This is a genomic window from Streptomyces sp. NPDC057137 (assembly GCF_042670825.1).
Lineage (GTDB): Bacteria > Actinomycetota > Actinomycetes > Streptomycetales > Streptomycetaceae > Streptomyces.
In genome coordinates this window covers 158682-182934 of the sequence record NZ_JBHUUW010000002.1, presented here as the reverse complement: position 1 = coordinate 182934, position 24253 = coordinate 158682, and the positions used below count along the sequence as shown (strand labels likewise).

Sequence of the window (24253 nt, the reverse complement as noted above, 5' to 3'; positions counted from 1 at the left end):
GCGCGGCGCGTGGAGGCGGGAAATGGTGTGGCCGGGGTGCGGGGCGCCGGTGAGGATAGGGGGTATGCCCCCACCCGCAGGCTTCAGTTACGAGCGGCACGCCGACGGCAGTGTCGTCATCACGCATCAGGGGCGGGTGGCGAGCACCTTGCGTGGGGGGCGGGCCGACAAGTTTCTGGCTCAGGTCGAGGGCGGGGACGCGCAGTTGGTGATGGCGCGGTGGACCGGGGCGTACAAGTTCGGGAACGAGCGGACGGCCCGTGACCACCCCAGGAACCGGGGGCGGTGACGGGCCGTCCGGTCACAGTTCCTCGGCGCGCAGTGCCAGGTCCTGGAGGATGTCCGCCGACGAGACGTCGGGGCTGCCCGCGTCGTGGACGCGGGCCAGGGTGACGAAGGCGAGCGTGAAGGCGCCCACGAGCTGTTCCACGGCGCCGCCGACCTCCCGGCCGAGCAGGGCGCTGAGTTCCTCCGGAGTCGCGTCGGCCGGTACCTCGACGCGCGGCATCGTCTCGTTGAGCAGTTCGGTCACGACGCCCATCTCGGCGTCCATGTCCTGTTCCTGGCTGGTGTCCTCCTCAAGTCGGCGCTGCCAGTCACCGGCCTGCGTCAGGATGCCGATCACGCGTTTCAGGACCTCGCTCTGCTCCATGCCGTGAGCATAGGCGGGCAGGATGGGACGCGTCGGTAGCAGCGCGAGCCGGAGGAGTGAGACGTGAACCAGCGCGATGCCGAACCCGTCCGGATCCCGGCCCCGACGTCGACCGGGCGTGGGTCGTCGCCTTCCGGATGAGCCGGCACGGGCTGACCGGGCCCGTCGCGCCCCCGACGGCCGCCGCCGGTGCCTGCGGTGTGCGGAACACTCCGCCCGGCACGGCCGCCCTCGCCCTGCGCGCCCGCGTGCCGGGACTCACCGCCGGCGCCACGCTCGACACAGGCGCAGACCAGCACGGCGGTCCCCGGCTTCGTAGCGGTGCCGGACAAGCTCGGGCGTACGGCCGTCGAGGTGACCGGCATGATCGCCGACGTGCTGCCCGACGTCCTCGACGGCGTGGGTGCTCACCAAGCGGGAACCGGGCGTGGCACTGCGGGCCGAAGCGGCCCGTCCCCGTACGGGCGTTGAACAGCCGGTGGCTGTCCGGCGCCGATCGGAGGGCCGTGGAGGCAGAGGCCCACGCCGTGGCCGTGTTCCGGGGCTGCGCCTCGGCGGCCGTGGCCTTCGGCACACCGTCCTGATACGCCCGAGACGGGTCGAATAGGGTACGCGGATGACCTCGGGACCACACACATTGACGGCAGCTCTCGGTGAGTTCGAGTCCGCCGTGCGCGATCAGGACGGCGAGCGTTGCGATCGCGCCTTCCCCCTTCTCCACCAGGCTTTCCAGGAGGCGGGTCCGGACGAACTCCACCTGACCGCGCCCCGGTTGGCCGCTCTGCTGGACCAGCTCCCGCCGGGGCCCCGCGCGGTGACCGCCGTGCTGGTCGGCGCCTGTGTCGAGCGCGGCGCCGACCCGGAGCCGTGTGCGCCGGGCGTATTCGCGGGAGTACGTGAGGCATTGACCGCCGCCCTCCGGTTCACCGAGCGGTGGACGGCCACCGGCGGCGGCGAACTGCCCGACCCCGGCCGGACCGAGCTGGACGACCAGGTGGTCGAGCGGGTCGGGGCCGAGGCCGCGTTCGGCTGGTGGACGCTGCCCGAGTGGCAGATGGCATCGGTCGCGCTGCTCAACAGCAAGGCCGTACGCCAGCGGGTCGGGGCGGACGGGGGCGAGTTGAGGTCGCTCGTGGAGCGGGTCCAGGCGGCGGGTGGCGCGGGTGAGGAGTTCAAGTGTCTCGCGTACGCGCTCCGCGTGCTCGACGACGAGCCGCTGGTCGTCCTGCACCGCGAGACGCGTACCGCCTATCTGATGCGGATGACCGGCATCGGCGACAACTTCCAGCTCCACACGCTGGTGGCCGGGGCGCTCGTCGGCGGGCTGCACGTGCCGGGCGAGAGCCCGAGCGCCGAGGCGATAGCCGTGTGCCGGGAGACGGAAGGGCAGGTCCTCACCACCGGCACGTACAACCTGCTTGCCCCCGACGGCAGTTGGATCTGGAACGAGGGGACTCCGTCCGACATCCCGGTCGTCGACGGCGCGCGGCTGCTGGTCCTCGACCCGCCGCCGTACGAACGGAGCTGGCCGGCGGGGCGGTTCTTCCCCGGCATGAGTGGCGATCTGGTGCTTGAGCGCGTCCTCGGACAGGACGAGGCGGACAGCTGGTACGCGCGGGTCGCCGACCCGAAGTAGCCCCGAACGCGACGGGCGACCCACGCGTACGGGACCCCCTACTCCGCGGGGATCAGGGCCGCCGCGCCCGACACCCGTACGCGCGCGTCGCCCGACCGCAGTTCCACCGTCAGCACCCCCGGCCGGCCCATGTCCACGCCCTGGTGGAGCGTGAGCACCGACTCCTGCGGGACGAGGGCGAGTTCACGCGCGTACGCCCCGAACGCCGCCGCGGCCGCGCCCGTCGCCGGGTCCTCCACCACACCGCCCACCGGGAACGGGTCGCGTACGTGGAAGACGTCCGCCGACTCCCGCCACACCAGTTGGACCGTGGTCAGGTCCAGCCGGTGCATCAGCGCTTCGAGGCGGGCGAAGTCGTAACTCAGGTCCGCCAGCCGGGCCCGGGTCGCCGCGCCGATGACGAGGTGGCGGGCTCCGCCGTAGGCGATACGGGACGGCAGCGCCGGGTCGAGATCACCGGCCGGCCAGCCGAGCGCGGCCAGCGCCTCGGCGAGGTCGGCGTCGGCGACGTCCGCCACGTGCGGCTCGACGCTGGTGAGGGTGGCGCGCGGCGCACCGCCGTCCCCGGCGGCCGTGACCGTCACCGGTACGGTCCCGGCGCGCGTCTCGAAGACCAGGTCGCCCGCGCCGATCCGCTCGGCCAGCGCGACCGCGGTGGCGACCGTGGCGTGGCCGCAGAACGGGACCTCGGCCTTCGGGCTGAAGTACCTGATGGTGAAGGCCCGCCCCGGCTCGCCCACGCCGTCCGGTGCCGGCGTCAGGAACGCGGACTCGCTGTAGCCGAGGCCGGCGGCGATCGCGAGCATCGTGTCGTCCGTCAGCCCGGACGCGTCGAGCACGACGCCGGCGGGGTTGCCGCCGGAGGGATCGGTCGAGAAGGCCGTGTAACGGAGGACTTCGCCGGTCAGGGTGGCGTCAGCAGGTGCGCTCATGCGGGTGCCAACGACCGTGGGCGGGGAGTCATTCCCACCGCCCACGGACCCCGAGCCCTCAGCCTTTCAGCCCCGCCCGATGAACGGCATCGCCGTCGCCAGCACCGTCGCGAACTGGATGTTCGCCTCCAGCGGCAGCTCCGCCATGTGCAGCACCGTCGTCGCCACGTCCGCCGCGTCCATCACCGGCTCCACCGCCAGTTCGCCGTTCGCCTGCGGGACGCCCCGCTGCATGCGCTGCGTCATGTCCGTCGCCGCGTTGCCGATGTCGATCTGGCCGCACGCGATGCGGTACGGACGGCCGTCCAGGGACAGTGACTTGGTGAGTCCGGTGAGGGCGTGCTTCGTCGCCGTGTACGCCACCGAGTCCGGGCGCGGCGCGTGCGCGGAGATCGAACCGTTGTTGATGATCCGGCCGCCCTGCGGGTCCTGGTCCTTCATCAGCCGGTACGCCGCCTGCGCGCACAGGAACGAGCCCGTCAGGTTGGTGTCGACGACCTTGCGCCACGCCGAGTAGGGCAGATCCTCCAGCGGTACGCCGCCGGGGCCGAACGTGCCCGCGTTGTTGAAGAGGAAGTCGATCCGGCCGTACCGCTCCCGCACCGTCTCGAAGAGCGCGTCCACGTCCTCCGGCCGCGCCACGTCCGTCGGCACGCACACCAGGTCGGCGTCCGCCGGAGCCGCCGGAGCCGCCGGAGCCGCCAGCGCCGCCGTCTCCGCCAGGCGCTCCGCCTTCCGTCCCGCGAGCACCACCGACCAGCCCGCCCCGGCCAGGGCGAGCGTGACGCCCCGTCCGATGCCCGAACCCGCTCCCGTCACCACAGCGATCTTCCGCACAGCAGTCATGGGCCCGCAGCGTACGGCAGGAGGACCGGCGGGAGGACCTGAGGGAGTACGGGTGGAGTACGGGGCCCGGCGAGCCGTGACCGTACCGCCCGGACGGTGGCATATAACGAGCGCACGGGGAACTCATCAGGCGGCCATCCCGATGTTGTGTACCCGACAACGGTCCGACGTCGCGTCCGGCTGCACTTCCTATGACAACAGCCGTCAGGGGAGGGCACACCAACATGACACCCGTGCAGACGAGTTCACGCGCCACGCACTCACCCGAACTCAGGGCCGCCGCCGCGCACCTCGGCCGTCGCAGGTTCCTCACCGTCACCGGCGCCGCCGCCGCGCTCGCCTTCGCCGTCAACCTGCCCACGGCGGGCACCGCGAGCGCCGCCGAGCTGGACGCCGCGAAGATCAAGAGCGACCCCTTCACGCTCGGCGTCGGCTCGGGCGACCCGCAGCCCACCTCCGTACTGCTCTGGACCCGTCTCGCCCCCAGCCCGTACCAGGGCGACAGCGGCCTGCCCCGCGCCCGGGTCTCCGTACGCTGGGAGGTCTCCCACGACGAGCGGTTCACCCGGATCGTCAGACGGGGAACCACCACCGCCCACCCCGAGTTCGACCACAGCGTCCACGTCGACGTCCCCGGCCTCGACTGGGACCGGTTCTACTTCTACCGCTTCCGCGCCGGCAAGTGGATCAGCCCGGTCGGCCGCACCCGTACCGCCCCCGCGCGCTCCGCGAACATCGGGGAACTCAAGCTCGCCGCCGTCTCCTGCCAGGCGTACCACGACGGCTACTTCACCGCGTACAAGCACCTGGCCGCCGAGGACCTCGACGTCGTCATCCACCTCGGCGACTACCTCTACGAGTACGCCGTGACGGCGGTCGGCGGCGCGCGCAACTACACCGACCGGCGGTTGCCCGCGCACTACAACCGCGAGACGGTCACGCTGGAGGACTACCGGCTGCGTTACGGCCTCTACAAGTCCGACCCGGACCTGATGGCCGCGCACGCAGCGCACCCCTTCATCGTCACGTGGGACGACCACGAGACCGAGAACAACTACGCGGACGAGACGCCCGAGAACGACGTGCCGCCGGAGGAGTTCCTGCTCCGCAGGGCCGCCGCCTACCGCGCGTACTGGGAGAACCAGCCCCTGCGCACCCCGCAGCGGCCCGACGGCCCCGACATGCAGCTCTACCGCCGGCTGCACTTCGGGCGCCTCGCTCAGTTCGACATCCTCGACACCCGGCAGTACCGCTCCAACCAGGCGTACGGGGACGGCTGGCAGGTCCCCGGCCCGGAGTCCGAGGACCCGACGCGCACCATGACCGGCGAGACGCAGGAGCGGTGGCTGCTGAACGGCTGGAAGCAGTCCCGCGCCACCTGGAACCTGCTGCCGCAGCAGGTCACCTTCGCGCAGCGACGCGACGTGCCCCGGCCGGACTTCAAGCTGTCGATGGACGGCTGGGACGGCTACCCGGCGTCCCGCAAGCGGATCCTGGACGGCGCGGAGGCGGCCGGCCTGGACAACCTGATGGTGCTGACCGGAGACGTACACGTCGGTTACGGCTTCGACCTCAAGGCCGACTTCAACGACCCCGCGTCCCGCACCGTCGGAACCGAGATCGTCGCCACCTCCATCGCCAGCGGAAAGGACGGCGCGGACAAGCCGTCCAACTGGTCCAACCTCACCGCCGCCAACCCGCACATGAAGTTCTACAACGGGCGGCGCGGCTATGTGACCGTCACGCTCGGCAGGCAGGAGGCGCGCGCCGACTTCAAGACGGTGTCCGCCGTCACGACTCCCGGCGCGCCCCTGTCGACGGCCGGGTCCTTCGTGACCGAGGCGGGCGACCCGGGCCTCAAGCCCGCCTGACCGCCTGCCTCCTGACCGCCTGTTCCCTGACGGTCCGTCAGGAAGCCTCGTCCACCGGGTAGCGGACGCCGACGCGCTCACGTACCGCGTCGAGCGTCCGCATCACCGCCAGGCTGCCGTCCAGCGGCACCAGCGGCGACTCCGTCTCCCCGGCCCGCAGACAGCGCACCACCTCGGCCGCCTCGTGCTGCATACCCGTCAACGGGCTCTCCACCGTGTGCTGTTCGGGATCCCGCCCGTCCCGGTGCAGCACAAAGGAGTCCGGCGCGAAGAAGCCGCTCGGCAGCTCGATCCGGCCCGCCGTGCCGGTCACCGTCGCTGTCGACGGCGTCCCGGCGGTCACCGAGCAACTGAGCAGAGCGGTCGCCCCGGAGTCCCAGCCCAGCAGCATCCCGGTGTTGAGATCCACGCCCTCGGGCGAGAGCAGCGCGTCGGCCTGTACGCGGTCGGGCTCGCCCAGGATCAGCTGCGCGAACGACACCGGGTAGACGCCGAGGTCCAGCAGCGCCCCGCCGCCGAGCGCGGGATCACGCAGCCGGTGCTCGGGACCGAAGGGACCCTGGAGCCCGAAGTCCGCCTGCACCGTGCGGACTTCACCGATCGCCCCGTCCGTGATCAGCTCCGTCATCCGCCGGACGACCGGACTGCAGTACATCCACATGGCCTCCATCAGGAAGAGACCCCGCTCACGCGCCAGCGTCACCAACTCCCGCGCCTCGCGCGCGTTGAGCGTGAACGCCTTCTCGCACAGCACCGGCTTTCCCGCTTCGAGGGCGAGCCCCGCCGCGGCGCGGTGCGCGGAGTGCGGCGTCGCGACGTACACGACGTCCACGTCCGGATCGGCGAGCAGCCCGGCCCAGTCGCCGTACGCCCGTGGGATGTCGAACCGGTCGGCGAACGCCTTCGCCGACGCCTCACTCCGTGAGGCCACGGCGACGACCTCCGCGCCCGCCATGGCCTGTACGTCCCCGGTGAACGTCGCCGCGATACCGCCCGTGGCCAGAACGCCCCACCGCGTCGTGCCGGAGCCGGTGCCGCTCCCGCCGTCTCTGTCGTGTTCCGCCGTCATATATGCCCCTTACACAAAAAAGGTCTCGACCACATGGCCGGAGCTGAGAGCATAGGGAGGGTTTCAACTACATGGAGATGCGAATGCCGGACGGCGGCCAGACCACACGCTCACGCAAAGGACACATACCCACCGCTTCGACCCTGACAGAGGCCGACACCGCCGTCGGCATCCCCGCAGCACGGCGTGCCGGCATCGTCGTCACCCTCGTCCTCGGCGGGCTGACCGCCCTGCCGCCGCTGTCGATGGACATGTACCTCCCGGCACTGCCCGCCGTCACCCGCGCCCTCGGCTCGTCGGCCGCGACCGCGCAGCTCACCCTCACCGCGTGTCTGACCGGTATGGCCCTCGGCCAGCTCGTCGTAGGACCGATGAGCGACAGGTGGGGACGGCGAAAGCCCCTGCTGCTCGGCATGGTCGTGTACGTCTTCGCCACCGCGATCTGCGCCCTGGCCCCCACCGTCGAACTGCTCATCGGCTTCCGCCTCCTCCAGGGACTGGCCGGTGCGGCGGGCATCGTGATCGCCCGCGCCGTGGTGCGTGATCTCTACGACGGCGTCGAGATGGCCCGCTTCTTCTCCACCCTGATGCTGATCTCCGGCGTCGCGCCGGTCATCGCCCCGGTGATCGGCGGCCAGGTGCTCCAGGTCACCGACTGGCGCGGCATCTTCGTCGTCCTGACGGCCGTCGGCATCGCGCTGACCCTCGTCGTCGTGAAGTGGCTGCACGAGACACTGCCGAGTGAGAAGCGGCACAGCGGCGGTGTCGGCGAGGCGCTCGGCACGATGCGCGGGCTGCTCGCCGACCGTGTGTTCACCGGCTACATGCTGGCAGGCGGGCTCGCCTTCGCGGCCCTGTTCGCGTACATCGCGGCCTCGCCGTTCGTGGTGCAGGAGATCTACGGCGCCTCGCCGCAGATGTACAGCCTGCTCTTCGGCATCAACTCCATCGGCCTGATCACCGTCGGGCAGATCAACGGCCGGCTGCTCGTCGGCCGGGTCAGCATGGACAAGGTGCTGGCCTTCGGTCTGGTCGTCATCACACTCGCCGGTCTCGCGCTGCTGCTGCTGACGAGCGGGGTGTTCGGCGAGCCCGGCCTCTTCCCGGTCGCGGCCGGGCTGTTCGTCCTGATGTCGGCGATGGGGCTCGCGATGCCCAACACCAACGCGCAGGCCCTGATGCGCACCCCGCACGCCGCCGGATCGGCGTCGGCCCTCATCGGTACGGCGTCGTTCCTGATCGGTGCCATCGCCTCCCCGCTCGTCGGGATCGCGGGCGAGGCCACGGCGGTGCCGATGGCCGTCGTACAGGTGGTGTGCGGAGTCGGTTCGCTGGTCTGCTTCCTGGCGCTGTGCCGCCCCTGGCAGCCGCAGCACCGGGCGGCGCAGCCGGCCGGTACCTGAGCGGGTCCTGACCGCGCGAGGCGCCACGCGCCCGGACAGTGGCGCCTCGGGCGATCAGTCCTCGACGCGCCGCAGGTAGCGGTCAGTCCTCGACGCGCCGCAGGTAGGCGATGAGACGCTGCCGGTCCTGACCGTCCGTCCAGCGGAACAGCCCCACCCCGTTCGCGTCCCCGCTCGGCAGCCGCACGTTGAGCGCCAGCGGCTCGGGCTCCCCGGTCGCGAGATTCACCTGTACGGGATTGCCGCCGCCGGCCAGGGCGTCCGTCACGTTGCGGGCGCTCGTCGCCCCGTACGCCATACCCGTGTCCGACACCGACGTCAGCGTCAGCGGCTTCGTGCCGTCCGTCTCCTCGAAGCAGAACGCCGTCTTCTCGTCCAGGTCGAAGGCGAGCCTGCCCGCGATGAGATAGCGGCCGTCGGGGGAGGAGATGAGCTGCGGCTGGGCGGCGGGGTTGATCGCCGGCTTACGGCACCGCACCTGCGCCACGGCCTTGCCGGTGTCCAGGGCGTGCACCACCCACAGGTCGTGCGTGGCGGCGTCCTTCGCGCCCTTCTTCTTCTGCCACTTGGCGAGAACATGGCCGGCCGACATCGACGCCGGCACTCCGGAGGTGGGCTCGGTGCCCTTCGGCGCGACCTTCCGGCTGAACCAGCCGCCCCGTACCCAGAACTCCTTCGCCCCGCTCACCAGCAGACCGTTCACGGTCACCCCGCGCACCTCGGTCAGCTTCTTGCAGTTCGGGCAGTCCTTCGGATAGCCGAGCGAGCCGGGCGCCGTCCTGGACACCTCGCCGGTCGTCGGGTCGACGACCGCGCTGACGGCCTTGCCGTCGCTGATCAGAATGCCGGGGCCGGTGCTCGTCACGGTCGGCGCGTCCGCCCAGGGCACCTCCACCCGCCGCTGCTCGCCGGTGCTCGCGTCGTACACGTCGAGGGAGACGAGGGAGTCGGCCGACGCCAGCGCGTACTCGCCGAGCCGCCCGTACGACCACGTCACGAAGTACTGCTTGTCACCCTTGGTCACCGAGAGCAGCCGGGGGTACCGGTCCACCGGCGCCAGGGGCCGCCATGCCTCGCCCCACCAACCGGACTTGCCGGTCTCGGCGTTCAGGGTGCGCAGTTGGTACCGGCTGTCGTCGACCCGGGCCAGATACGCGACGAGACCCGTGGCGGACGCGACCGCGTACTGCGGTGACACGTCCTTGATCTCCCAGCCGCGCCGGGTGTTGTAGCCGTCGGGCACGTTCAGCTGTGTCTCGGGGCCGGTGCTGACCACCGGTTTCCGGGGCTTGGCGTCGTCCTTGGTCCCGCCGCAGCTGGCGAGTACGAGCAGCAGGACCAGGATGAACACCCCGGAGATGAGCGTGATGCGCACGATCTTCTGCCGCTTGGTCATCAAGGACATCGGCGTCAGACCGCGAGCACGGTAAAACGACAACTTGGTCCCCCCGCGAGCACGGTGTGGCGATGGAGCGGCAACGGCCGTCAGCGTAGCAACTGGGCCGGTGCCCGCCGCAGTCCGTTCAGCCCCGATTCCATGCCCGTCAGCTGCCCGCCGAGAGTTGGACAGGCGGATTCCGGCCACTCCCGGGGCGCCTACACTTTCGGCGGTGAACGCCTCCCTGCCCACCGCCGAAGTCCTGCGTGCCGCGCTGGCCGGACTGCTCGACGGACTGCCGCCGCGACAGGCGGCCCAGGCCGTCGAACGGCTGATCGCCAACTACCGGGGAGACACCCCGACCGGTACGCCGCTGCTGCGTGACCGTTCCGACGTGGCCGCGTACGCCGCGTACCGCATGCCGGCCACGTTCGAGGCCGTACGGTCCGCGCTCGACGCGCTCGCCGGGGCCGCGCCCGGGTGGGCGCCGGGCAGCCATGTGGATGTGGGCGGGGGCACCGGGGCGGCGGTCTGGGCGGCCGAGGCGACCTGGACCGAGGAGGGTGACAGGACCGGAGGCGTGCGTACCACCGCCGTGCTGGACTGGGCCGAGCCCGCGCTCGCCCTCGGCCGTGAGCTGGCCGCCGAGTCGCGGCTGCCCGCGCTGCGGGACGTCGATTGGCGCCGTACCAGGATCGGTACGGGCCTGAAGCTCCCCGAGTCCGACCTCGTCACCGTCAGTTACGTCCTCAACGAACTCACCGACGCCGATCGCGGCGCCCTCGTCGCCGAAGCGGCGCGCGCCGGACAGGCCGTCGTGATCGTCGAGCCGGGGACGCCCGACGGCTACCGGCGCGTCATCGAGGCCCGCGACCTGCTGATCGGAGCGGGCCTGCGCGTGGCCGCGCCCTGCCCGCACAGCGGCGCGTGCCCCATCGAACCCGGCACGGACTGGTGCCACTTCGCCGCCCGGGTGAGCCGGTCGTCGCTGCACCGGCAGGTGAAGGGGGGCTCGCTGGCGTACGAGGACGAGAAGTTCAGCTATGTGGCGGCCGTGCGCTTCGACGCGGAGCCGGTACGGGCGCGGGTGACCCGTAAGCCGCAGACCCGCAAGGGACAGATGCTGCTCGACCTCTGTACGGAGGCGGACGGGCTGCGCCGCGAGACGGTGAGCAAGCGGCACGGGCCGCTGTACCGGGCCGCGCGGGACGCGTCGTGGGGCGACGCCTGGCCGCCCCACGACGCGCCGGATTCCGCGACGGGTCCCGCGCCGGATTCCGCAGCGGGTTCCGCGCCCGAATCAGGCTGAGAGCAGCAACTCCCTCCGTACATCCAGCTCCTGCTCCTGCCGCAGCTCCTGCGTGCAGCACTTCACGCTGCCGCCGCCCTTGAGCAGCTCGCCCAGATCCATGGCGATCGGCTCGTAACCCCGCCTCCTGAGCGGGGCGAAGAGGCCGGCCGCCGCCTGCGGCAGCAGCACATGGCGGCCGTCGCTCACGGCGTTGAGCCCGAGGGCCGCCGCGTCCGCCTCCTCGGCGATGAGCGCGTCGGGGAAGAGCCGGGCGAGTACGGCCCGGCTGCCGGGCGAGAACGCGCCCGGGTAGTACATGACCTCGTCGGCCGCGTCGTCCAGGACACAGAGCGCCGTGTCCAGGTGGTAGTAGCGCGGATCGACCAGATCGAGGCCGATCACCGGCCGGCCGAAGAACTCCTGTGCCTCGTCGTGCGAGAGCGGACTGGACCGGAAGCCCCGCCCGGCCAGGATGTACGAGGCGGTGACGGCGAAGTCGCCCTCGCCCTCGTTGATGTGCGCCGGCTCATGGATGTCGGTGAAGCCGCGCGCGCGGAACCAGGCCAGATGCGCCTCCGCCTCCCGCGTGCGCTCCGGGTGCGCGAACCGCGCGCCGAGCACCCGGCCGTCGATGACGGTGGCGCCGTTGGCCGCGAAGACCATGTCGGGCAGGTCGGGTCGGGGTTCGAGCAGGGAGACGGTGTGACCGAGAGCGCGGTAGCGGTCGCGGAGCACCTCCCACTGCGCGAGAGCCAGCGGCAGATCGACGGGTTTCGACGGATCCATCCACGGGTTGATCGAGTACGTCACTCTGAAATGCGCCGGTGGGCACATCAGATAGCGGCGGGGCGAGGCGTCACGAGGCAACGAGGGCTCCTCACGAACGATGGGTCGCACGGGGTGTGTGCGGTGAGTCCATGGTCCGCCCCAGAGGGGCGTTCGCACAGTGATCCGATCGGGTGGTTCACCCGGCGCCGCCGAATGGCCATCGGCCCGTCATCCGCGCCGTACGCGCCAGAACGACTTAGAGCGAGACGATGCGTCTCGCCTCGCTGGTAGGCTGCCGAAATGGCTGAAAGCAAGGCACCGGACTCCACCCGCCGCAGCGAGAAGTCACGCCGCGCGATCTACGCCGCCGCCCTGTCCCTCGTCGGGGAGGCCGGTTACGCGAAGACGACGATCGAGGGCATCGCGGCCCGCGCGGGCGTCGGCAAGCAGACGATCTACCGCTGGTGGCCGTCCAAGGCCGCCGTACTCCTCGAAGCCTTCCTCGACCTCGGCGAACAGGCCGCCCAGGCGGCGGGCGGTGGCGACAGCGCGTACGAGATCCCGGACACCGGCGATCTCGCGGCGGACCTCAAGCTGGTGCTGCGCGCCACGGTCGACGAGCTGAACGACCCGACGTTCGAGGCGCCGACCCGCGCGCTGGCCGCCGAGGGCATCGTGGACGCGAAGATCGGCGCCGAGTACGCGGAGAAGCTGCTGGAGCCGCAGGCCGCGCTCTATGTACGGAGGCTGCGGGCCGCGCAGGAGGCGGGGACCGTACGGGACGACATCGACCCGCGTACCGCGATGGAGCTGCTGACCGGCCCGATCGTGCACCGCTGGCTGCTGCGGACGCTGCCGCTCACGCACGCGTACGCGGACTCGCTGGTCGACTACGCGCTGAACGGGCTGGCTCCACGGCCGCCGGGTTCATGAGGTTCCTCCGGTCCGTCCGGCCGCCGCGTACGGCACTCAGTGCCGTACCCGGATCCGGAACCCGGTCCGGCCCGATTCCCGGCCGGCGAATGTGTCGAACACCACCGGTGCCCATCGCCCGCATCGGTAGCTCATTTCCTGATATAGCCCGTGATGAGGCCCAGTGATCGGCATCCGCCTCCCCACCCCGGTTGAGGAGTGCGGCCCCCCGAAGCGCAGGATGGTGCGAACATGGAAGAGTCCGAGAGGGCCGATGCATGAGGTGAGGGGATAGATGGGCGACGATTTCGGCCGCTACCGCGGCACTGAGGGCAGGGTTTCCCAGTGGCTGCGCCGACTCGCCAGAAAGTCCGACGACGGCCGGGCCGCCGCTCCGGACGCCGACGCGCGCCTGGCACTGCTCCTCGCCGTTGCCGCCGCCGGTATGCCCGTCTCGCCCGCCGCGCATCCCATCGGCTACCGATGTTCGTGCGAACGCATCGGCTGTCCCACCCCCGCCAGACACCCCGTCTCCTTCGCGTGGCAGACGCAGTCCACCACCGACGAGGCACAGATCGAACGCTGGGCCACGAACCAGCCCGAAGCCAACTTCATCACGGCGACCGGCATGGTCCACGACGTCCTCGACGTCCCGCTGGAGGCCGGCAGCAGGGCGCTGGAGCGGCTGCTCGGCGCGGGCATCGACGTCGGTCCGGTGGCCGACTCCGGCGGCGACCGGATGCTCTTCTTCACCGCCACCCGCGGCACGCCCGAGGACGAGGACGAGTGGTGGCCCTGTGAACTGGACTGCCATCCCGAGACGATGGACGAGCACCCGGGCTTCCGCTGGCACTGCCGGGGCAGTTACGTCCTCGTACCGCCGGCGAGACTGCCCGGCGAGCTGTCGATGACCTGGCTGCGCGGCCCCGAGCACCCGCTGCCCGACCCGCTGACGCTGCTGGAGTCGCTGACCGACGCGTGCGCGCGGTACGCGGGCGAGAACCACGAGCTGGACCCGCACCCGGTGGCCTGGCCGCTCGGCCGCTGACCTCCGGCGCGGCTGCCACGTCCGTCCCTGTCTGTCACGTCCGTCCCTGTCTGCGAGGGGTGTTCAGGAGCCTTCGGCCCCGATCACCCCTTGCAGTCTGCTCACCACGTTCACGTGGTCCGCGTCGGCGCCCTTCGGCTTCAGCAGCGCCGCCTGGCTCGACACCCACTCCTTGGTGAGGGTGTCCTCCACCTCACCGGTCATCAGCGCCTTCACGTCGGCGCTCACCTTCGGGGTGTAGCCGGGGGCGGCCGTCTGCCGGTCGAAGTACTTGATCGCGAAGAAGACGAGCGCGCCGCCGTCCTTCGTGGCGAGCCCGAGAGGCGCGAAGTCCCCGTCGTCCAGGGGCTGATCGCTGTACTGGATGGTGAGACCGGGCAGCTTGGCGTTCTTCGCGCGGATGTCCCGCCACTCGTCGGTGTGCGGTCCCCGTGCGAAGTGCTCCGGCTCGCCGTCCTTCAGATACGAGGCGTACTCGGTGCTCACGTCACCGGGGGCCACCGCCGTCGACTTGCTGTCCGCCGGGGCCGGTACGGCGTAGCCGTCCTTGTCGGTCTTGAACTCGGGGATCTCGTCCGGCGTGAGGATCGCGAGATAGGCGACCTCCCACAACTGGTCGGCGCCGCCCCGCACGAAGACCAGGACCCAGCGGTTGTCGCCGGGGCCGTCGTCCCGGTCGCGGTTGCTGTCGGTGTCGGCGACGAACCAGCGCGGCCAGCCCGCCTTCTTGGGGATGAGGTACTTCGCGTCGGTCAACTCCAGCGGCTGGTGGCGGTCGTTGCCGTCCGGGTTCGTGATGCTCCTGGCCTTGAGCCCGGCCTGGTTGATCGCACCGAGCGCACCGGTGACCCGGCCGGCGTCCAGCCCGGGGTCGTACGCCTTGTCCGCCTTGTTGTACGCCTCGGTGAAATCCGCCAGGGCCTGGGCCGCTTCGGACTTCTTCGCGCCCGGCAGTACCGCCAGTTCACCGTGGACCGTCATACACCCACTCGCGAGCAGCGACATCACCGTCGCCGCCGCCAGCCCCGCCGCTGCCCGAATCGGCCTTCTCATCGGTCGCCTTCTGCTCCGTGACCCCCACTGACCGTCCGAACCCTACCGGTCCGCCTCGGGATCACGAGCGGGGTCCCGGTGCGCGGGTGCGGGAAGACCTCGACGGGCTGTCGGTAGACACGGCTGAGCAGTTCGCCGTCGAACACGTCGGCGGGCGGGCCGTCCGCCACGACCCGTCCCTCGTGCAGGACGGCGGCCCGGTCGGCGTGCGCGGCGGCCAGTCCGAGATCGTGCAGGACGACGACGACGGCGTCACCGGCCGCCGCGCGGGCCCGGCAGACGCGCAGCACCAACTCCTGGTGGCGCAGGTCGAGTGCGGCGGTCGGCTCGTCGAGGAGGAGCAGCGGGGCGCGTTGGGCGAGTACCCGGGCGAGCGCGACGCGGGCGCGTTCGCCGCCGGAGAGGGCGGAGAAGGGGCGGCGGGCGAATTCGGTGACCTCGGTCGCCGCCATCGCGTCGGCCACGGCCGCCTCGTCGTCGTCCGCCGCGGCCGTGCCGGCCCAGGGGGCGCGGCCCATCGTCACGACCTCCTCCACCGGGAACGGGAAGGAGAGTGTGGCGGCCTGCGGCAACACGGCCCGGCGCAGGGCGAGTTTGGGCGCCGACCAGTTGTGGGCGGGGCGGCCACCGATCCGTACCCCGCCGCCGGTGTCGGCGGCGTCCAGGTCGGCGGCGAGCGCGGCGAGGAGCGTCGACTTGCCCGCCCCGTTGGGCCCGACGAGCGCCAGGACCTCACCGGCGCGCACGACGAGGTCCACACCGCCGTCGGGGCCGCCGAGGACGTCGCGCCGCCCGAGCCGTACGCGCAGGTTCCGTGCCTCGGCGACGACGTCCCCGGGGGCGAACGGCGCGGGCAACTCCCGGCCCCGGCCCCGTCCGGCGAACATGTCACGGAGCACGGCGTGTGCCGTGGCCTTCACGATCGTGCCGGCCCTCATGCCCAACCCCCTTGCCTGCGCCGCGTCCTGCGCAGCAACCAGAAGAAGAACGGACTGCCGAAGAGTGCCGTCAGGACACCGAGGGGCAGTTCGGCCGGGGCCGCCACCGTGCGCGCCGCGAGGTCGCCCGCGACCAGGACCAGCGCGCCTCCCAGCGCGCTGCCCGGCACCAGGAAGCGGTGGCCGGGACCGTTCGCCATCCGCAGCAGATGCGGGACCAGCAGTCCGACGAAGGTGATGATGCCCGCCACCGCGACGGCGGCGGCCGTCAGCAGCGCGACGACCAGGACGAGGACGACACGGAGTCGTTCGACATCCACGCCCAGATGTCCGGCCGGCCGCTCGCCGAGCGCGAGGAGGTCCAACTTCCTTGCGTAGAAGGGCGCGACGGCCAGCCCGAGGAGCGCGCACGGCAGGACGGCGAGCACCTTGGGCCAGGTCGCCTGGGCGAGCGAGCCGAGCTGCCAGAAGGTGATCTGGCTGATCTGCGCGTTGTCGGCGAAGAAGATGGACAGCCCGATGAGCGCGCCCGCGAAGGCGTTCACCGCGATGCCGGTGAGGATGAGCGTGACCACCTCCGTACGGCCGCCGGAGCGGGACATCGCGTACACCAGCAGCACCGTCAGCAGCCCGGAGACGAACGCGCAGACGGTGACGGTCCAGTTGCCGAGGAAGCTGAGGCCGAGCGCGATCGACGCGACGGCGCCGACCGCCGCGCCCGCCGAGATGCCGATGACCCCGGGCTCGGCGAGCGGATTGCCGAACACGCCCTGCATCAGGGCGCCCGCACAGCCCAGCGAGGCGCCGACGAGCAACGCGAGGACGACGCGCGGCAGTCGGACGTTCCAGAGCACGCTCTCGGGGACGCGTTCGAGCGCGGCGCCGCCGAGGCCGATCCGATGCCGGACGGAGGAGAGGACGTCGCCGAGCGGGATGTCGTACGCGCCGAGCCCGGCGGAGAGCAGACAGAGCAGGAGCAGTACGCCGAGCAGCCCGGCGGTCAACAGCCAGGTGGTGCTTCGTCGTTGAGGTTCCTTGCGCGGGGCGTCCTCGGACGGGGACGTGTCCGGCGGCGAAGCCGGTGCGGTGGGTGCGGTGGGTGTGGTCGGCACGGTGGGTGTGGATGTCATCTCACTCGCCGTCCGGGTAGAGCTGCTCGACCAGGGACGCGAGCACCTGGTCCGTACGGGGCCCGTAGTTGAGCAGCACGCCGTCGTCCACGGAGACGAATCGGCGGTCGAGCCCGGCGGGTGTCTCGGCGACGCCGGGGATCTTCACCAGTCCGTCGGGACCGCCCACGGAGTCAAGTCCCTTGGTCATCAGGAGAATTGCGTCGGGAGCCGCCTTCGCCAGCGCCTCGCTGGTGATCGCGGTGAAGTCCTTGTCGAGGCCCGACTCCTTGCCCGCGTCGACGGCGCCGGCGGCCTCCAGCAGCGAACTCGCCCCGGAGTCACGGCCGCCGAGCAGATAGACCGACGCCGAGCCGCGCAGATAGAGGAAGGCGACGCGCGGCTTCTCGCCGTCGGCGGGGGCCGGGATCCGCTTCTGTACGGCGGCGATCCGTTCGGCCGTACGCGTACTCAGCTCGTCGCCCGCCGCGTCGACGCCCAGGGCGTGCGCGACGGTCGTGATGCGCTTGCCGACGTCGTCCAGGCTCTTGGCCGGTTCGACCACGAGGAGGGGGATCCCGGCGTCGCGTATCTGGTCGACGGCCTCCGCCGGTCCGGTGGTGGTCTCGGCGATGACGAGTGTCGGCCGGAGGGACAGGACGCTCTCGGCCGAGACGTCGTGCGCGCGGGTCACCACGGGCAGTTTCGCCGCCTGTTCGAAGGTGGCGGTGATGTCGCGGGCCACGACGTTCTTGCCGAGGCCGAGGGTGAAGACGATCTCGTTGAGCGATCCGGTGAGGGGGACGAGCCGGTCGGTGGAGGTGACGGTGACCTTCGTGCCGTCGGCGGAGTCCACGGTGACCGGCAGTTCCGGCTCGGGGACGGTGGCCAGCGGCTCGACCCGGTCGGCGGTGGCCGTCGAACCGGAGCCCTTCGCCCTGCTGCTGCCGGTGTCGTTGCCGCCGCAGCCGGTGGCGAGCAGGGCGAGGGTCAGCACCGAGATGACCGCGCCCGCCAGTCGTTGAGTGCGCACGGAGTGCACCGTCCCGTCGTTGTGTGGAGCCCCGCCGGAGTTCGGTCGGAGGTCCGTCGAGGTGCCCCGGACGGAAGGGTTCCGAACCGGGCTGGAGATAGCTTAGGTTAGCCTTACCTTTCTTACCAGGTCCGGGTGTGACTCAACCGGGCTCTCTTCGGCGTGCCCGTGGCCGCCGACTTCTCCGACGTGGGAGTGATCTTCTGATGCTGTCGTCCAGACCGGTGCGCGCCCTCGCCGTCGCGCTGCTCGCCGCACTCCTCGGGGCGCTGCTCCCGACGGCCACGGCCCACGCGGCGAACCGCACCGTGCAGGGCGGCCGGCTCGACTGGGGGATCAAGTCCTCCTTCCAGAGCTATGTCACCGGCCCCATAGCGGGCGGCAGTTGGAGCCTCAACGGGGGCGCGGCCACCGTGGGCGGCAGCCAGTTCCGGTTCCACTCCGCCTCGGGGACGTACGACCCCGACAGCGGCGCGCTGCGCGCCGGATTCAGCGGCGGCGTCCGGTTCGTCGGCCACACCAGGTCCGACGGATCGCACGAGTTGGATCTCACCATCAGCCGTCCCACGGTCCGTATCTCCGGCGGCGGGGGCACCCTGTACGCCGACATGGCCAGCAAGGCCAAGGGGAGCGGCAAGGTCACCACGTCGTCCCAGGTCCCGCTCGCCACGCTCGATCTCGGCGGGATCGACATGAGGGGCGGCGGCAGCCCGGTCGCCCTCAGCAACGTCCCCTCGACGCTCACCGCCCAGGGCGCCACCGCCTTCGCCGGGTACTACACCGCCGGGACACCGCTCGACCCGATCAGCCTGTCCGTGGACGTGGCCGCCGCGAAGAACCCGGCGACGAAGCCCGAGCGGAAACCGGCCGACAAGGACACGGACGCGGGCGCGGGCGCCGACAAGGCCGAGAGCGAGCAGGCCGAGGGCGCTCTGCGGGACGCGGCCGTCGACTGGGGCGTACGCCGTACCTTCCGTGAGTACGTCACCGGCTCCATCGCCGAGGGCCGCTGGACGCTCGCCGACGGGGCACAGGGCGGCGGCGCACTCTTCCGCTTCCCCGAAGGGAAGGGCACGTACGACGCGAAGAAGCAGACACTCGACGCCGAATTCGCGGGCAGCGTCCACTTCACCGGAACCCAACTGGACCTGACACTCAGCGAGATCAGCGTTCAGGTGAAGGGCGGAAAGGGCACCCTGGCCGCCGATGTCGCGAGCGAGGGCCAGGCGCCGCGCAAGGCCGTCGCCCTGGTCACCTTCGCCGCCGGGGACTTCGCACCGAAGAACGGCCTCGCCGCGCTCACCGAGGCGCCCGCGACGCTCACCGAGGGCGGTGCCAAGGCCTTCGGCTCCCTGTACAAGGCGGGCACGCTGATGGACCCCGTCTCGCTCGCCGTCGCCGTCGACAAGAAGGCGAAGCTGCCCGCGCTGCCCGATCTGGGCAGCGACGCGGCGGCGTCCGCCGAGCCGAAGTCCGGTGCGGCGGCCGGCGAACCCACCAAGCCGGCGGGGGTGGACGATGCCGCGTCCGCCTCCGCCTCCTCTTCCTCCGACGCCCTTACGTACGCGGGCATCGGCGCGGGCGTGCTGCTCGCCGCCGCCCTCGCGGTGTACGTCGGCGTCCGACGCCGTAGCTCGACGGCGACAGCGACCGCTGCCCCGGCGGCGACGACCGACACCCGCACCGACGGGACCTGACTTTCCTTCCCCCTCCCCACCCCCCCGCTCCTTCCGCGCTTTCCATCCACCGAGGAGACCCCCGAACATGCCAGCCACCCGACGTCCCATAGCCCTTGCCGCAGCAGTCGCCACCGTCGTGGCCATCGGCGCGACCGCGCTCGCCGTCCCGGCGTTCGCCTCCGGCGGCGCCCTCGCCGCTCCCGGAGCACCGGCCGCCCCGCAGCTCGAACTGAAGGACGGCACCCTGGAGTGGGGCTTCAAGGAGTCCTTCCGTAAGTACCTGCTCTCACCTGTCGCCGGTGGGAAGATCACGGCCGCCGACGGTGCCACCCAGGCCACCGGCAACGGCGTGTTCACCTTCACCGACGGCAAGGGCACCTACGACACGGGCACGCACGCCACCGCCACCACCTTCAAAGGAAGCGTGCATTTCGAGGGCCACCACGGCGTCCTCGACATCAAGTTGAGCGATGTGAAGGTCAACACCGGCCGTACGGCGGGGGAGATCACCGCCGACGTCACCAGCGTGACCGAGGGCAGGACCGAGACCAGCGACGACGTCTCGATCGCGGATCTCGACCTGACGGCGGTCACGCCGGGGCAGGGCGAGAACGGCGCGATGGTCTTCAAGGACATACCCGCCAAGCTGACGGCGGCGGGCTCCGAGGCGTTCGCTGGCTTCTACGCCGCGGGCGCGGCGCTGGACCCGGCGACGCTCTCCGTGACGGCGGGCAAGGCCCCCACGGACGAGCCGACCGATGAGCCGACCGATGAGCCGACCGATGAGCCGACGGACGAACCCACGGATGAGCCCACCGACGAACCGACGGACGAGCCCACCGACGAGCCCAGCACCCCGGCCGTCGTGGACGGGCCGATCATCGACGGCAATCTCGACTGGGGCGTGAAGAAGAGCTTCCGTACGTATGTGACCGGCCCCATCGCCAAGGGCAAGGTCGAACTCGCGGCGGGCGCCGCCCAGTCGGGCGAGGCGTACCGCTTCCCGAAGGCCACCGGCTCCTTCGACGCCGACGCGCAGACCCTCACCGCCGAGTTCGAGGGATCGGTCCGCTTCCTGGGACATGAGGAGGCCGGCTCGTACGTACTCGACCTCAAGCTCAGCGGTCTGGAGGCCGAGGTCGAGAACGGCGAGGGCACCCTCGTCGCAGATGTCAGCACCAAGGACCGGACGACCCACGAGGTCTCCACCTTCGAGGACCTGACCATCGCCACGCTCGACCTGCCCGCCGGTGAGCTGAAGGCCAAGGACGGCGTCGTCGCGCTGAACGCCGTGCCCGCCACGCTCACCGCGGACGGCACGAAGGCGTTCGGCGGCATGTACGAGGCGGGCGAGGCGCTCGACGCCGTCACCGCCGCCGTCTCCCTCACGGAGGACGGCCAACTTCCGGGAGGCTCGGGCGGTACGGGTGGTACGGGCGACAGCGCCGGTGGTACGGGCGGCTCGGCCGGCGGCAGCGCCGGCGGTTCGACGGGCGGCGCCGGCACCACGGGCGGTACCGGCGGTACGGCCGGCGGCGGTTCCGTCGGCGGCTCCGCGGGTGGCTCCGCCGGTACGGCCGGCGGTTCCGCGGGCGGCACGGGAAACCTCGCGAGCACCGGCGCCGAGCTGCCGACCGGCGCGCTGATGGGCGCGGCGGGCGCGCTCGCCGTCGCGGGCGGGGCCGCCGTCCACCTCGCCCGGCGCCGTGACCCGGCCACCGGCGAGGTCTGACGGGCGAGGTCCGACAGGTGAGTTGAGCCCGCCGGACGCCGACAACGGGGCAGGGCCGTACCGCAGGGGAATCGCGGTACGGCCCTGCCCCGTCCGGCACACCTCGTACGTGATGTTTCAATGCCTCCGTGACTGACATGGGTAGCGGCGGCATCGAGATACTGCGCGTCTTCTGCGGGGGCGACGGGCGGCACGGCAACGCGCTCGGAGTCGTACGGGAGGGCCGCGACTACCCCGACGAGGCGTCACGGCAGGCGCTCGCCGCCGAACTCGGCTTCAGCGAGACCGTGTTCGTGGACGACCCCGAGCGCGGCTACGTGGACATCTACACCCCGGGCCTGCGGCTGCCGTTTGCCGGACACCCGCTCGTCGGGGCCGCGTGGCTGCTCGACCTGGAGGTGGTCAACCCACCCGTCGGCGAGGTGTGGGTACGCCAGGACGGCGAGTTCACCTGGATCACGGCGCGCCCCGAATGGGCTCCGCCGCGCACCCTGTGCCGCTACGGGACTGTCGCGGAGGTCGACGCGCTCCCCGCCCCGCCGCCGGGCGAGGGCTGGCTCTACGCGTGGGCGTGGCAGGACGAGTCGGCCGGCCGGATCAGGGCGCGGGCCTTCCCGCGCCGTGACGACGGCATCGTGGAGGACGAGGCGACGGGCGCGGCGGCCCTGCTGCTCACCGCCGAGCTGGGGCGGGCGCTGAACATCACGCAGGGCCGGGGGTCGCAGATCCTCACTGCCCCCGGCCCTGACGGCTCGATCGAGATCGGCGGGCGCGTCCGCCTGCTCCCGCCCCGCTGAACGCGGTCCACCCACCCCGCTCCCTGATCCGGCCTGATCGACAAGACACCCCCTACGCGCTGAGGGGGAACTCGCCTTCCAGCTCGTGGAACACGGCCCCGTTGAAGTCGAACGCCCGGTGGCACTCCTCGATGATGCGCTGCTTCTCCAGGTCGTCCGCCGGCACCGCGTCCAGCAGCTCGCGGTAGGCGCGCTTGAACGCCGCCGGGTTGGCGATCTCCTCGAAGACGTAGAAGCGGACGCCGTCGCCCTTGCGCGCGAAGCCCCAGGTCTTCTCGGCCATGTCGCGGACGACCTGGCCGCCGGAGAGGTCCCCGAGATAGCGCGTGTAGTGGTGGGCCACATAGCCGCCGGGCCAGGTGCGGGCGCACTCGGTGATCCGCGCGGCGTACGCGGCGGTGGCGGGCAGCGGCTCAAGGCCCTCGCGCCAGTCGGCACCGCGCAGATGCGTCAGGTCGCGCTCCAGGGCGTCGATGCGCATCAGCTCGGGCCGGACGAAGGGGCCGGCGACCGGATCACCTTCGACCGTCCCGGCGGCGTCCTCCAGCGCCCGGTACACGAACCAGAGCTGTTCGGTGTAGCGCGTGTACGCCTCCACTCCGAACCGCTGCCCCAGCAGGTCGCTCATGAAGGTCGAGGTGTTCACCTCGGTGTGCTTCTCGTGCGAGGCGACACGGATCAGCGTGGAGAAGGGGGTGGCGGTGGCGGTTGCGTCCAAGGCGGGCCTCCGGGGGCCGAGGGGGACGGAAAACCAGACCGAGATCCGGCGCGGCAGCACAGGCGCTTGCCTTCGCCGATCCTCCTACTTAGGGGACCCTAAGTCAACTGGTTCCCGACGTCCTGTCGGTAAAAGAGGTACCCGTTGATCGCGCGGGCGACACCCGGCGATCGGGTCAGGTCAGGGCAGGGTCAGGATCTCCGCACCGGCGTCCGTCACCACGAGCGTGTGCTCGAACTGGGCGCTCCGCCTGCGATCCTTCGTCACGACGGTCCAGCCGTCGTCCCACATGTCGTGCTCGTGGGTGCCGAGCGTGAGCATCGGCTCGATCGTGAAGGTCATGCCGGGCCGCATGACGGTCGTCGCGTGCGGGCTGTCGTAGTGCGGGATGATCAGCCCGGAGTGGAAGGACGAGTTGATGCCGTGCCCGGTGAAGTCACGGACCACGCCGTAACCGAAGCGCTTGGCGTACGACTCGATGACGCGGCCGATGACATTGATCTGCCGGCCGGGCCGGACGGCCTTGATGGCCCGGTTCAGGGACTCACGGGTCCGCTCGACCAGGAGCCGCGACTCCTCGTCGACGTCACCGCAGTAGTAGGTGGCGTTGTTGTCGCCGTGCACGCCGTTGATGTAGGCGGTGACGTCGAGATTCACGATGTCGCCGTCGCGCAGCACGGTGGAGTCCGGGATGCCGTGGCAGATGACCTCGTTGACCGAGGTGCAGAGCGACTTCGGGAACTCGCGGTAGCCGAGGGTGGAGGGGTACGCCCCGTGGTCGACCATGAACTCGTGCGCGACCCGGTCGAGTTCGTCGGTCGTGACGCCGGGCGCGATGTGCTTCGCGGCCTCCTCCATCGCCTGCGCGGCGATCCGGCCGGCGATCCGCATCAGCTCGACGGTCTCGTCGGTCTGCACCTCCGGCCCGGTGTACGGGGTCGGCAGAGGCTTCCCGACGTACTCGGGGCGCCGGATCTTTCCGGGAACGGAACGGACGGGAGAGAGCTCCCCGGGTACGAGCAGTGACTGGCCAGACATAGCAGCGAGTCTAACCAGCGTTGAGAAGCCGCCGGTGGGGCAGCATGGCGTTCAGAGGAAGGAGCCGACGATGGCCCTGTTCAAGAAGCGCACGGTGGGCAAGCCGGGCGAGTGGTACTACTGCCTCCAGCACAAGCGGGTCGAGGAGGGCCCCGACTGTCCGGCCAAGGACCGCTTCGGCCCGTACGCCTCCAGGCAGGAGGCGGAGAACGCGATGGAGACGGCGGCGGAACGCAACCAGGAGTGGGAGACGGACCCTCGCTGGCACGACAAACCGACCGACCCACCCGCGAGCTGACCTTCCCGAGCCGGCCCGTCCGGCGTTTGAGGACGGCCCCCGGCCCCGAGGG

Annotated in this window: 23 protein-coding genes; 11 read left to right on the top strand and 12 right to left on the bottom strand. The window is 71.5% G+C overall.

All coding sequences use genetic code 11. From position 1 onward, the window contains the following. The first annotated feature begins 64 nt into the window (after positions 1-64). Positions 65-289 carry a hypothetical protein gene (locus tag ACFT9I_RS03370; RefSeq protein WP_382560009.1) on the top strand — a complete coding sequence of 75 codons (225 nt, stop codon included), beginning with the start codon at positions 65-67 and terminating at the stop codon, positions 287-289. Positions 290-301: 12 nt separating this feature from the next. On the opposite strand, the gene ACFT9I_RS03365 is transcribed toward ACFT9I_RS03370, so the two are convergent. Beyond that, positions 302-652, bottom strand: coding sequence for a hypothetical protein (locus ACFT9I_RS03365; RefSeq protein WP_382560007.1), 351 nt, complete (start codon positions 650-652; stop codon positions 302-304). A 616-nt stretch (positions 653-1268) separates the two neighbouring features. Here ACFT9I_RS03365 and ACFT9I_RS03360 point away from each other — a divergent pair. Next, entirely contained in the window at positions 1269-2288 is a 1020-nt protein-coding gene (locus ACFT9I_RS03360) for a hypothetical protein (RefSeq protein ID WP_382560005.1), read from the top strand. Positions 2289-2326: 38 nt separating this feature from the next. On the opposite strand, the gene ACFT9I_RS03355 is transcribed toward ACFT9I_RS03360, so the two are convergent. Then, positions 2327-3220, bottom strand: a complete 894-nt coding sequence (locus ACFT9I_RS03355; protein ID WP_382560002.1) for a PhzF family phenazine biosynthesis protein — start codon at positions 3218-3220, stop codon at positions 2327-2329. 66 nt (positions 3221-3286) lie between these two features. Continuing rightward, positions 3287-4066, bottom strand: a complete 780-nt coding sequence (locus tag ACFT9I_RS03350) for an SDR family oxidoreductase (protein WP_382559999.1) — start codon at positions 4064-4066, stop codon at positions 3287-3289. Positions 4067-4290: 224 nt separating this feature from the next. Here ACFT9I_RS03350 and ACFT9I_RS03345 point away from each other — a divergent pair, with 224 nt between their 5' ends. Next, positions 4291-5937, top strand: coding sequence for an alkaline phosphatase D family protein (locus ACFT9I_RS03345; RefSeq protein ID WP_382559997.1), 1647 nt, complete (start codon positions 4291-4293; stop codon positions 5935-5937). Between the two features lie 37 nt (positions 5938-5974). Here the strand turns inward: ACFT9I_RS03345 and ACFT9I_RS03340 are convergent, their stop codons facing one another. Then, entirely contained in the window at positions 5975-7006 is a 1032-nt protein-coding gene (locus ACFT9I_RS03340; RefSeq protein WP_382559994.1) for a Gfo/Idh/MocA family protein, read from the bottom strand. A gap of 83 nt (positions 7007-7089) precedes the next feature. On the opposite strand from ACFT9I_RS03340, the gene ACFT9I_RS03335 reads away from it, so the two are divergent. Next, entirely contained in the window at positions 7090-8409 is a 1320-nt protein-coding gene (locus ACFT9I_RS03335) for a Bcr/CflA family multidrug efflux MFS transporter (RefSeq protein WP_382560253.1), read from the top strand. 82 nt (positions 8410-8491) lie between these two features. Here ACFT9I_RS03335 and ACFT9I_RS03330 read toward each other — a convergent pair whose 3' ends face one another. Continuing rightward, a complete protein-coding gene (locus ACFT9I_RS03330; RefSeq protein ID WP_382559992.1) occupies positions 8492-9805 on the bottom strand; it encodes a hypothetical protein in 1314 nt (437 codons plus the stop codon). A 214-nt stretch (positions 9806-10019) separates the two neighbouring features. On the opposite strand from ACFT9I_RS03330, the gene ACFT9I_RS03325 reads away from it, so the two are divergent. Then, positions 10020-11096, top strand: a complete 1077-nt coding sequence (locus tag ACFT9I_RS03325) for a small ribosomal subunit Rsm22 family protein (RefSeq protein ID WP_382559990.1) — start codon at positions 10020-10022, stop codon at positions 11094-11096. Here the strand turns inward: ACFT9I_RS03325 and ddaH are convergent. After that, positions 11088-11945, bottom strand: coding sequence for a dimethylargininase (gene ddaH, locus ACFT9I_RS03320; protein ID WP_382559987.1), 858 nt, complete (start codon positions 11943-11945; stop codon positions 11088-11090). The genes ACFT9I_RS03325 and ddaH overlap by 9 nt on opposite strands. Positions 11946-12146: 201 nt before the next feature. Between ddaH and ACFT9I_RS03315 the strand changes: the two genes are divergently transcribed. Beyond that, positions 12147-12779: a TetR/AcrR family transcriptional regulator gene (locus ACFT9I_RS03315; protein ID WP_382559984.1), complete on the top strand. Its 633-nt coding sequence runs from the start codon at positions 12147-12149 to the stop codon at positions 12777-12779. A 274-nt stretch (positions 12780-13053) separates the two neighbouring features. Next, positions 13054-13806: a bifunctional DNA primase/polymerase gene (locus ACFT9I_RS03310; RefSeq protein ID WP_382559981.1), complete on the top strand. Its 753-nt coding sequence runs from the start codon at positions 13054-13056 to the stop codon at positions 13804-13806. A 63-nt stretch (positions 13807-13869) separates the two neighbouring features. Here ACFT9I_RS03310 and ACFT9I_RS03305 read toward each other — a convergent pair whose 3' ends face one another. The 4 genes from ACFT9I_RS03305 to ACFT9I_RS03290 are packed head-to-tail and all read right to left on the bottom strand — an operon-like array spanning position 13870 to position 17948. Beyond that, on the bottom strand, positions 13870-14859 hold the full coding sequence (locus tag ACFT9I_RS03305) for a hypothetical protein (RefSeq protein ID WP_382559979.1): 990 nt from the start codon (positions 14857-14859) through the stop codon (positions 13870-13872). After that, positions 14856-15746 (bottom strand): heme ABC transporter ATP-binding protein, encoded by an 891-nt coding sequence (locus tag ACFT9I_RS03300; RefSeq protein ID WP_382560250.1) that lies wholly within the window; start codon positions 15744-15746, stop codon positions 14856-14858. The genes ACFT9I_RS03305 and ACFT9I_RS03300 overlap by 4 nt, the downstream gene beginning before the upstream one ends. 47 nt (positions 15747-15793) lie before the next feature. Next, the gene (locus tag ACFT9I_RS03295; protein ID WP_382559977.1) at positions 15794-16927 is read right to left on the bottom strand and encodes a FecCD family ABC transporter permease; all 1134 of its coding nucleotides are present in this window, start codon (positions 16925-16927) and stop codon (positions 15794-15796) included. A gap of 1 nt (position 16928) precedes the next feature. Further along, complete coding sequence (locus ACFT9I_RS03290) at positions 16929-17948, bottom strand: hemin ABC transporter substrate-binding protein (protein WP_382559975.1); 1020 nt, start codon at positions 17946-17948, stop codon at positions 16929-16931. A 197-nt stretch (positions 17949-18145) separates the two neighbouring features. Here ACFT9I_RS03290 and ACFT9I_RS03285 point away from each other — a divergent pair, with 197 nt between their 5' ends. The 3 genes from ACFT9I_RS03285 (at position 18146) to ACFT9I_RS03275 (ending at position 22147) form a co-directional block, all read left to right on the top strand. Beyond that, entirely contained in the window at positions 18146-19636 is a 1491-nt protein-coding gene (locus tag ACFT9I_RS03285) for an HtaA domain-containing protein (protein WP_382559972.1), read from the top strand. A 67-nt stretch (positions 19637-19703) separates the two neighbouring features. Further along, positions 19704-21350 (top strand): HtaA domain-containing protein, encoded by a 1647-nt coding sequence (locus ACFT9I_RS03280; protein ID WP_382559970.1) that lies wholly within the window; start codon positions 19704-19706, stop codon positions 21348-21350. 137 nt (positions 21351-21487) lie between these two features. Continuing rightward, positions 21488-22147: a PhzF family phenazine biosynthesis protein gene (locus ACFT9I_RS03275; RefSeq protein WP_382560247.1), complete on the top strand. Its 660-nt coding sequence runs from the start codon at positions 21488-21490 to the stop codon at positions 22145-22147. Positions 22148-22199: 52 nt separating this feature from the next. On the opposite strand, the gene ACFT9I_RS03270 is transcribed toward ACFT9I_RS03275, so the two are convergent. Together ACFT9I_RS03270 and map are read right to left on the bottom strand one after the other, a co-directional pair. After that, positions 22200-22865, bottom strand: a complete 666-nt coding sequence (locus tag ACFT9I_RS03270; protein ID WP_354607819.1) for a biliverdin-producing heme oxygenase — start codon at positions 22863-22865, stop codon at positions 22200-22202. A 180-nt stretch (positions 22866-23045) separates the two neighbouring features. After that, positions 23046-23903: a type I methionyl aminopeptidase gene (gene map, locus ACFT9I_RS03265; protein WP_382559967.1), complete on the bottom strand. Its 858-nt coding sequence runs from the start codon at positions 23901-23903 to the stop codon at positions 23046-23048. A gap of 70 nt (positions 23904-23973) precedes the next feature. Here map and ACFT9I_RS03260 point away from each other — a divergent pair, with 70 nt between their 5' ends. Next, positions 23974-24201, top strand: coding sequence for a hypothetical protein (locus ACFT9I_RS03260; RefSeq protein ID WP_382559964.1), 228 nt, complete (start codon positions 23974-23976; stop codon positions 24199-24201). Positions 24202-24253: the final 52 nt, after the last annotated feature.